Genomic DNA, 10256 nt, shown 5'->3' with positions numbered 1-10256 from the left:
CTCATGCTGTTGGTGTGAATGTGATCAATTTCTCAACTCCTTATGTTTGGGACGGAACATCCAATATTGTTGTTGAAGTAAGTCATGATGGTGCAAATTCAACGAATAACTCTCAAACATATTACACCGCTACAACTGGAAATACGGTTGTTTGGTCAACGAATGGTGGCGCTACAGGGACTGTAAGTACAAATAGATTAAATGTGGTATTTGCAGGAAATGGTGCTCCGGCAATTCAGAGTGTTTCCTGGTCAGATGGAGCAACTACGGTTGGAACAACTAACCCATTGTCTGTTTCTCCAACAACAACAACAACATATACAGCAACAATTACGGCTGCTGGTTGTGTAGTTTCTCCTGCACCAACTGTAAGTGTAACAGTTAATCCGCTTCCGGCTACGCCAACGGCAGTTAACTCTGCTCAGTGTGGTGTTCAGGTTCCTACGGCGCACGTAATTTCTACATCCGGACTGCCTACGCCAACATTCAATTGGTATACAGTGTCTACAGGAGGTACGGCTGTTCAATCAACAACTTCTACAACTTATGCATCTACTGTAGCTGCAACAACCACATTCTATGTGAGTGAATTGAATACGGCAACAGGTTGTGAAAGTGCAAGAGTGCCAGTAACTGTGAACGTTTCAACACCGGATCAGGTTTCATTGACACCTTCTGCAGCAGCGGTTTGTGTCGGTGGATCCTTTACGTTGACAGCAGCAAATATTAACCCGACACCATTCCAAAGTTATACTTACTCAACTCAAAGTGCAACAACAGGAAGTGGCGCGGAAACTCCATTAGCAGGAGCTTCAGTAACTGTTACTCCAACGGTTGCAGGATCATTTACTTATACCGTTACAGGTGTTGACGGAGGATGTGCTGCAACAGCAACAACAACAGTTACGGTGAACACACTTCCGGATATCAGCTCGGCTACTGCAACACCGGCAACGGTTTGTAGTGGAGCTAACATCAACCTTGAGGCAAATATCGGAGGAGGAAGTGCAGGGCCATTCGTTGTGGGAGCCGGAGCTAATCTAGGTTCTTCAGGATATTACAGTCCTTTCTACCATTTATTCGGTGGTGTTAAATCACAGTTTGTTATTCGTGCATCTGAGTTGACAGCGGCTGGTTTGACGGCAGGTAATATTATCTCAGTAGCTTTGAATATCGGAACGGTTGGAACTACTTATGCAGGTTTCACGGTTCATGCGGGAACTACGGCAAATACGGATTTATCCGGAGGGCTTATTCCAACAGCTTCTTTGACGCAGGTTTATTCGACTCCTTCGTTGTCTTTGACAGCAAGTTCTTTGAATACATTTACATTCAGTGCACCAATTTTTTGGAATGGAACCAGTAACCTGGTTATCCAGACTTCATGGAGTAACAACAACTCCGGAGGTGCTTATTCAGAGGTTCAATATGATAACACAGCTTACGTTTCAGGAGCTTACTACCGTGCAGATGGAACTACTGCGGCAGCGATACTTGCTGAGCCTGTGGCTACTAATACGATCTCAATGAGACCGAAAATGACGTTTGCAATGAGCTTGAACGGCTTGTACAATTGGTCATGGGCTCCGGGAACCGGTTTGAATACTTCTTCGGCTGTTACTTCTATTTCAAATACTTCGGGTGCTCCGATCAACCAGGTATTTACTGTAACTGCAACAAACCCGGCTACAGGATGTGTTGCGACAGCTAACACGTCTGCAGTGACAATTAATCCTGCTCCTGCGAATCCGGTTGCTAACAACGGAACTCAATGTGGTACAGGAGTACCGACTGCTTCTGTTACGGGTTCAGGAACACCTGGAAATACTTATTCCTGGTATCTTGCTGCTACTGGTGGTACGGCACTTCCAGGAGAAACGGGAAGCTCACTTTCAGCTTACAGTATCTCTGCAACGACTACTTTCTATGTGTCTGAAAGCAACGGAACATGTACGAGTGGAAGAACGGCTGTAACTGCTACGGTAACAACTCCTCCGGCGATTTCGATTGCAGGAACAGCGGTTATCTGTAACGGAAGTTCAACAGCACTAACTGCTTCCAGTCCAAATGATCCGAATTATACATATACCTGGTCCGGAGGTTTGGGAACCGGTGCAACTGTGAGTGCATCTCCAACTGCAAATACAACTTATACAGTTACTGCTACTGATGCCAGTGGTGGTGCAAATAATGGTTGTGTGACAAGTGCTACTATTTCAATAACAGTTAATCCGCTACCTCAAACATTCCCTGTTACTCCAGCTACAGCAACTATTTGTGCCGGAACAGTTCAGAATCTGACAAGCGGTCCTGCTACAAGTGGGGGTACTGCAATTTTTGGAACAGGAACAACTGCGCCAAGCACAACTTCTTATCCGAATCCGTTGAGTGCATACTATGGAGGTGTAAAACATCAGATTTTGTTCACAGCAGCTGAACTTACAGCTCAGGGATTGAGCGCAGGAAGCCAGATTAATTCAGTAGCATTTGATGTGAATGCGTTTGTTGCGAATGCATGTACAAACTTCACCATTCGTATGGGGAATACTTCAAATACTGCTTTGACAGGGTTTGTTACAGGTACTTCTACAGTGTATGGTCCTACAACTTATACTCCGTCTACTGCCGGAATCGTGACATTTACGTTAACGACTCCATTTACATGGAACGGAACATCGAACATTGTTGTAGAGACGGTTCATAACGCAGGAAACGGTGGAAATGGTTCAGGTACCCGTACTAATACTACTACCACAGCTGCAAATACTGTTTTCTACGGCGCTACGGATAATGTTGCCGGAGGAATTGCAGGTTATGATGCTTTGACTGCCTGGGGAACCAGCGGTGCAAGTACTTTGAGACCAAACACGCGCTTTGCTTTTACAAATATTGTTCCTACATGGTCTCCTGCGGGATCACTTTATACAAACGCAGGAGCAACAACTGCTTATACGGCAGGGGCAACAACATCCAGTGTTTATGCAAAACCGACAACAACTACAACCTATATTGCAACATATACAGGAAGTAATGGTTGTACGGCTCAAAGTTCAGCGACGATTACGGTGAATCAACCATCTACATCCAGTGCAACTGTTACAGAGTGTGATTCTTATCTATGGAACGGAACAGTGTATACGACTTCCGGAACTTACACACATACTTTGACAAACAGTGTAGGATGTGATTCTGTTGCTACATTGAACCTTACAATTAAAAACAGTACGTTCTCAGCTCCAATTCTGGTGACGGCTTGTAGCGCTTATACATGGGCTCAGACAGGGTTGGTTTACAACACGAGTGGATTGTATCGTGATACGATTGCAAATGCAGTGGGTTGTGATTCGATTATTACATTGAATCTGACAATTAACTCACCAAGTGCGGCAACAGTTACAGCAACCGGTTGTGGATCTTATACCTGGGCATTGAACGGTCAGACGTATGCAACAGGAGGATCTTATACGCATACTATTCTGAACAGTGTAGGATGTGATTCAGTTGTAACATTGAACTTAACAATGGGAGCAGCAAATACCGGAATTGATACGAAGGTTGCTTGTGGAACGTATACATGGATTGATGGGGTAGTTTACAATGCTTCAACGAATACGCCAACGTTTACGGTTACGAATGCTTCGGGCTGTGACTCGGTAGTAACATTGCACCTGACAATTAATCAGCCGTCAACGTCACTGGTTTCAGCGACTTCCTGTGGATCGTATACCTGGTCTTTAAGTGGACAAACGTATACGGCTTCCGGAGCATACACGCATACACTTACGAATGCAGCAGGTTGTGATTCAGTGATTACATTGAATCTGACGATCAATTCGAAACCGGTTGTTACAGTAACAAATAACGGAAACGGATCTTTCACAGCTAGCTCAACGATGACTGGAACATTTGCATGGTTGAATTGTACAACGAATACCTTGGTTTCCGGAGCTACATTAGCTACGTATACACCAGCGGCTAACGGTTCTTATGCTGCAATTGTAACTACGGCAAATGGCTGTTCGGATACATCGAACTGTATCACGATCAACAATGTTGGAATCAAGGAAAATTCAGTATCTAATATCTCTGTTCACCCGAACCCGACTCACGATTTCGTAATCGTGACAATGGAAGCGGTAACTGCAACAGTAGATGTGTTTGATGCTCAAGGTAAATTGGTTCAAACGTCTCAAATCAAGTCAGGAGATCAAATTGATCTTGGGGCTTACGAACGAGGTGTTTATACATTGAAAATCAAAACTGAGGTTGGAACTTCAGTTGAACGTATCGTGAAGAACTAATGAAATAATCAGAATATTCTGATCGCGAAAGCGGGCACTCGAAAGGGTGCCCGCTTTTTTTGTAGCCGGTCTTACTCTTGTTTCTGACTTAAAGCAAGAACAAGTGTTGACAAGAAAGAAGAGATTGTTATTCTCGTAAGTGAGCAATTTTAAGATTGGGAAATATGTGTTTTTCAGATGGTGCAGGAAGTGTGTGTTTCTTGAAAAAAGTACTTGAAATGGCGAAAATCCGGCTGATTCATACTTGAAAGGGATGTTAAGTTTGTAACATTTTTATACTGTATCTATACTCTATCCATACTCTACCCATGCTCTATCCATACTTGAACCATGGATATACCATTTTTAATGGTTTTTATTGTGCTTTTTTTGACCGTGAATTTTTTACAGTTGTGAGAATTGATTAGGTAGGCTTCGGCTTGATTCGATGAGCTCATCACAAGTCGCTCTGGATTCTTTAATTACGAATTACGAATGATCTTTTGTATAGACTTCGGAATGTGTTCAGTTGAACACTTGGGGAATCAACCGATGTTAAGTCTTCGAAAGCGGTGCTTTATCCTTCGCATTACGCTTGTTGTGCAAGCTATGCTCAGTCTTCGAAAGCGGTGCTTTCTCTTCATGTGCTTAAAGGCGGGATTGATTTAATAAACGCTAAGATGCAAAGTGCGCAAAGGGTTTTATTGTCCTCTTCTAAATTCGCATACAAGACATAAAATTTAAAATCAGGTATCGGGATAACTAAAAAAGACCGTTGCTATGAACGGCCTCTCTGATTATTGATCTTTTTTGAATAGTGTTTACCTTTTGAAAGCGGTGCTTTTCCTTCGCATTACGCTTGTTGTGCAAGGGATAGCTCAGTCTTCGAAAGCGATGCTTTCTCTCACTTTGAAATGTGTTGTGTTTCTCCTGTTTCGGTAGTTGAAGCTTTTTTGTGTTCAACCGGAACGAATTGCCGGATCACATCCAGGATATCTTTTACATCCAGCCAGTTTTCGTGGCTTATGATTAATTCATTCTGTGGTGTCAGGGTGCAGGAGACATAACCGTCTTTTTGTTCCATTGCAGCAGCAATTTGCGTGAAATGTGAATGGCTGATGGTTGTTGATGAAGTGAACCCCGACGAAACGATCTGGGAAACGTTTTTCGTCTGATTATAGCGTGCTTTTTCCTGGTTTAATTCAAAAGTAGCTGTTTGAGAAAATGCTCCACCGGATAAGACGCATAGTACAAGAACTGAAAGGATTTTTTTCATGATTAATCAAATTTAATAATACGTTGTTTTTGCGACGAGCTGCTGCTTGTGACTACTAAGGTGTAAACACCGTCACCGAGTTGAGAAAGGTCTCTGTAAAGATTTGTGATTCCTTCTTTCACGTCAATGCTTTCAGTCATTACCGGAATTCCTTTCTGATCCAAAACAGAAATCGTGAAGGTTTCGTTTTTAGCACTTTGAAGCTGAATGGTCAGCTGGTCTTTTGCAGGATTCGGATACGCACTGAACAGACCGTCTGAATCGTCTTTTGCATTAATGGAAATGATCTTGGAGTCTGTACGTTCACCATCGAGATTTACTTGCTGAAGTTTGTAAAAACTTGTTCCGGAAGGAACTCCCTGGTGGATGAAATCGTAGGATTGCTGCTGTGAGGTTGTGCCCGCTCCCTGGATGATTCCAACTTGTTCGAAATGTTCTGCATCGCGTGAATACATCACTTCGAAATGATCGTTTTTATATTCTCCTTCGGTGGTCCAGGAAAGCATGTTTCCACTGGAAGTAGCGTTTCCGTTGAACTCAGATAATTCTACTGGAAGAATTCCTGTTGCGGTCCATCCTGAAATGGTGAACTCACAACCGTCTCCTGCATTTCCGTCGATCATTAACATGTATTGATTTCCAATCGTTAATCCTGTTGCTGTTACAGTGCCTAAGGTTGTGTTTCCGGGGTTATAACAGTTTGACATGGAAGTGAACCCTGTACAGCAGCCGGAAGCGTCGTAAGTAACGCTGTATACGTGTGCCTGAATTCCCCAGTTGCTTACGCAGCCGAAAACACTTGTAATCGGGAAAGTGTGTGTGGTGCTGGTTGCAACGAACTGATACCACGAATTATTTTCGATGGAACCACAAAAAACAGTGCTCACATTTCCCGGCTGATCGGCAGTAAAAGTAACGTCTGTTGATGCGGAGAATGTTCCGGGTCCTTGTGTCAGGATTGCGGGTGAAGGGCAATTGTCATTCGTGGCAGCGCTCCCGCATGAATTTGTCGGAGCTCCTGCAACGGCACAGATGGAAAAAGTTCCCGATCCGCCTCCGTAATCCCAAAACCGCACATAGATGGTGCTGCCGGGCGTTAAGCCACCACGGGAAATCATGGACATTGCTCCGTTGGGAGAATCATCGTCGTCACATTCCAATAAGGTGAGTGAGCCACAGGTTCCGGTGTAAAATGCCATTCCACTGTCGGTTATTGTTCCGGTATTGGTGTTTACCATGATGGATCCTGTTGCCGGAACGACTACTGTAAACCAAACATCTTCGCCCACATAGGAAGCACACCCTGGTGCCGGAACTCCTGCTGTTGCAGTTGAACCTACATTTGTTGCGCCGGTATATGAACAAGATGCGTTTGCTGTTAACGGGATTGCGGAACAAGGATTATCGTTTGTCATTGGAAGCGGTGCGCTGGCACAAATCTGAAAAGTACCGTTGTTGTCACCTCCGTATTCCCAAACCCGGATAAAGATGGTGGATCCGGGAGTTAATCCTGTCCGGTTGATCATGGACATGTTTCCGTTCGGAGAGTCATCATCATCGCACTCCAATAAGGTGAGTGAGCCACAGGTTCCTGTATAGAAAGCCATCCCGGAATCGGTGATAACTCCTGTTCCCATATCCACGGTCAGAACACCGCTTGCAGGAACAATGGCTGTAAACCAGACATCTCCGCTAACATAATTCGCACAACCTGGTGCCGGAACTCCCGCACTTGCAGTTGCGGCCGCGTTGGTGTATGTTGCAAAGGAACAGGAAGTTCCCACCGTTAAAGGTGTTGCTGAGCAAGGATTGTCGTTGGAAGGTTGGGCGAAACAAGTTGAAAAAGGTAAAAGGCTGATTACCAGTTGTAGTAGTAGCTTCATAAAAGATCATCATTAGTTAAGGGCATATTAATAATGATTTTCTTTTTTGTGTTCAGAAAATGAACAGATTCCTTAGTTGAATGTACGAAATGCCCTTTGAAATGAATAAAAAAAGACAGGCTGTAACAACCTGTCTTTACTAAATCTGTTTACTAAATTTATTGCTTAACTAATTGAATTTCACCTCTTAGTTTTACATCTTCTCCAACTAAAACCCCGCCTGTTTCTAGCGCAGAGTTCCATGTTAAACCGAAATCCTTGCGATTGATTTCTGATTCGAAGCTGAAAGCTGCTTTTTGATTTCCCCAAGGATCTTTTCCTTCTCCGTGGAATTCAATTTTCAATGGAAGTTCTTTCGTTACACCGTGCAGGTTGAATTCTCCGGTAATCTTTCCGGACTTTAACTCGTCAGCTGTTGCTTTAAATGTAATGGTAGGATATTGCTCCACATCGAAGAAGTCTCCGCTTTTCAAATGTCCGTCTCTTTGCTCGTTTCTGGTGTTGACCGAACTTGCATCGATCTGAGCATTAATGGTAATGTTTTTGAATCCTTCTTCTGCTTCAACGGTAGCATCTACCTGGTCAAATGTTCCGTTTACTTTTGTAAACATCATGTGCTTTACGCTGAAACCTACTTCGCTGTGTGTCGGGTCGATTACCCATTTTGTTGTACTCATAATTGTTGTTTTTTAGATTACTTTATTGTGTTACTGTTTGAAAAGTTCAAAGGTTCAAGAGTTCAAAAATTTTCATAGATTCAATTTGTATTCAGTCATCTATATTCTTTAAATCCTGAAGTCTTTTTATCTTAAAGTCTATTTAACGGTTACTAATTGTTCTAAAGTTTTACGGACTTTCTTGTTGTGTTGCGTATGGTCTTCATCCGAGCGGTATCCGAAAGTCAGAACCAATACCGAATGATCATCTTCCAAACCGAGAATCTCGTCGTATTTGTCTTTTTGAAAGCCTTCCATCGGAGTGCTGTCAATTCCTAAATGCGCTGCCATCACCAAACCGAATCCCAGTCCGATGTAAGCCTGCTTGGTATTCCATGCAATCAGCTCAGCCGAACTCAGGTCTCCCAATACTCCGGCAATGTTTTGCTCGAAGCGGTTGAGTTTTTCCCTTTCAACCTGTCTTACTTCCACGATCCGTTTCATGTACGAGTTGATGTGTTCGCTGTCCATGTTGCGGTTCACGGTGAAGACAAGCAATTCGGAAGCGTCTGTTACCGGCGACTGATCGTAAGAAGCTGCTCTCAATTGTTTGCGCAATTCGGGCGACTTCACGTGGATCAGTTTGAAGGGCTGCAAACCGTAGGAAGTCGGAGCACTGTTAATCGCCTCCAGAATTTCCTGCATGTTTTCTTCGCTGACTTTTTGAGCCGGGTCATATTTTTGTGTGGCATAACGCCATGTTAGCACATTTTTCATTGTTGTATCCTTACAAGTTCACATCCATCGGTACCTCCATCAACAGGAGCGTAGAACCTTTGGTTATGTGCAAAGTTACGGAGGAAGTGTCAACAATTCCTAATGCATCCCGACGATTTAACTGCTGTCCGTCGATCACTGAACTTCCTTCAACCTGCATCACATACAGACCGTTTTTGGGATCTTTGAAATCGTATGTTACGGTTTTGTCTTCCGTGAATTTCCCCATGTTAAACCATGCATCCTGGTGAATCCAGACACCTGCATCGTCTGGGTTCGGGGAAAGGATTTGAACGAATTCGTTCGGATGTTCATCGACCGTGATTTTTTGCTGGTCGTAGCGCGGTTCTACATTTCGTTTGTTCGGGAAAAGCCAGATCTGGAATAATTTCAGGTCTTTGTCGTCATTCGGGTTAAACTCCGAGTGTTGGATTCCCGTTCCGGCACTCATGACCTGGATTTCTCCGGTTTGAATAGTGGAACTGTTCCCCATTGAATCTTTATGTGCAATTGCTCCCTCCAACGGAATGGTGATAATCTCCATATTGTCGTGCGGGTGTGTTCCGAATCCCATTCCCGGTGAAACAGTGTCGTCATTCAATACGCGTAAGGTGCCGAAATGCACTCTTTCCGGGTTGTACCAGGAGGCGAAGCTGAAAGAGTGTTTCGCATTCAACCAACCGTGGTTGGCATGACCTCTTGAGTTTTCTGAGTGGAAGATTGTTTTCATGTGTTTGTTCTCCTTTTTTGGATAATTTGATAAGACAAAGATACAACAACTTTTGAAATAATTACCATGGTAGATATTATTTTATCATTTTTTTTGAAATTGAATCGGGGAGGGTTCGGGTTGGAAATCGGGGATCCTAATAAAACCGGGCTTTTTACACTATTTTATAAAAATGTGAGAACATGAAGAAATTTATCAGGTATTCACGATTAGGGCAGTTGTGTAAATTCCCATAGAGGAAAGCAGATTTTTGAACAACCCTTCATTTTAAAACGCAAAGGCGCAAAGGACGCAAAGAGTTTTCAAGGACATCATCTAAGTTTCAATGCAAGACATTCTAAAATTACCTGAAGGGAAGTTGAGTCTGGGGGGCAAAAATTCTTTGAGACATGATTTTAACCAGTTTTTATTAAATTATTAATCTTTTGATTTCGAGCAATAACGGGGTTTTGAGAAAATAAAATTCACTTTTTTTTCAAAAATCGCTTGCAGGAATGAAAATTGAGTGTATCTTTGCAACGCTTTTAACGGAAAGCATTACACAATTCGAAAGTTAGCTGTTGCTAACTCCTGCAAAGGAAAAGAAATTGGTTTGGTAGTTCAGTTGGTTAGAATACATGCCTGTCACGCATGGGGTCGCGGGTTCGAGTCCCG

6 protein-coding genes are annotated in these 10256 nt (G+C 43.2%); 1 reads left to right on the top strand and 5 read right to left on the bottom strand.

The genetic code is table 11. The features are described from left to right. Positions 1–4301 (top strand): T9SS type A sorting domain-containing protein (locus tag Q1V93_RS09120; protein ID WP_300663959.1); only part of this gene is annotated, 4301 nt, incomplete at its 5' end. An 883-nt stretch (positions 4302–5184) separates the two neighbouring features. On the opposite strand, the gene Q1V93_RS09115 is transcribed toward Q1V93_RS09120, so the two are convergent. The 5 genes from Q1V93_RS09115 to Q1V93_RS09095 all read right to left on the bottom strand — a co-directional run bounded on the left by Q1V93_RS09115 (position 5185) and on the right by Q1V93_RS09095 (position 9602). Then, positions 5185–5556, bottom strand: a complete 372-nt coding sequence (locus Q1V93_RS09115) for a hypothetical protein (RefSeq protein ID WP_300663957.1) — start codon at positions 5554–5556, stop codon at positions 5185–5187. Between the two features lie 2 nt (positions 5557–5558). Continuing rightward, positions 5559–7439: a T9SS type A sorting domain-containing protein gene (locus Q1V93_RS09110; RefSeq protein WP_300663955.1), complete on the bottom strand. Its 1881-nt coding sequence runs from the start codon at positions 7437–7439 to the stop codon at positions 5559–5561. A 158-nt stretch (positions 7440–7597) separates the two neighbouring features. Continuing rightward, entirely contained in the window at positions 7598–8116 is a 519-nt protein-coding gene (locus Q1V93_RS09105; protein ID WP_300663953.1) for a YceI family protein, read from the bottom strand. 138 nt (positions 8117–8254) lie between these two features. Continuing rightward, the gene (locus Q1V93_RS09100; protein ID WP_300663951.1) at positions 8255–8872 is read right to left on the bottom strand and encodes an NAD(P)H-dependent oxidoreductase; all 618 of its coding nucleotides are present in this window, start codon (positions 8870–8872) and stop codon (positions 8255–8257) included. 10 nt (positions 8873–8882) lie between these two features. Continuing rightward, positions 8883–9602, bottom strand: coding sequence for a pirin family protein (locus Q1V93_RS09095; RefSeq protein ID WP_300663949.1), 720 nt, complete (start codon positions 9600–9602; stop codon positions 8883–8885). Positions 9603–10256: the final 654 nt, after the last annotated feature.

The sequence above is a fragment of the Fluviicola sp. genome (assembly GCF_030151805.1).
Taxonomy (GTDB): Bacteria; Bacteroidota; Bacteroidia; order Flavobacteriales_D; family Crocinitomicaceae; genus Fluviicola.
The sequence above is the reverse complement of the archived record's forward strand: the minus strand, read 5'-3'. Positions and strand labels throughout refer to the sequence as shown.

What these genes read in the sequence shown, in the direction of transcription:
- Q1V93_RS09095 (WP_300663949.1), bottom strand. Translation starts at nt 9,602, where the DNA reads ATGAAAACAATCTTCCACTCAGAAAACTCAAGAGGTCATGCCAACCAC.
- Q1V93_RS09105 (WP_300663953.1), bottom strand. Translation starts at nt 8,116, where the DNA reads ATGAGTACAACAAAATGGGTAATCGACCCGACACACAGCGAAGTAGGT.
- Q1V93_RS09110 (WP_300663955.1), bottom strand. Translation starts at nt 7,439, where the DNA reads ATGAAGCTACTACTACAACTGGTAATCAGCCTTTTACCTTTTTCAACT.
- Q1V93_RS09100 (WP_300663951.1), bottom strand. Translation starts at nt 8,872, where the DNA reads ATGAAAAATGTGCTAACATGGCGTTATGCCACACAAAAATATGACCCG.
- Q1V93_RS09115 (WP_300663957.1), bottom strand. Translation starts at nt 5,556, where the DNA reads ATGAAAAAAATCCTTTCAGTTCTTGTACTATGCGTCTTATCCGGTGGA.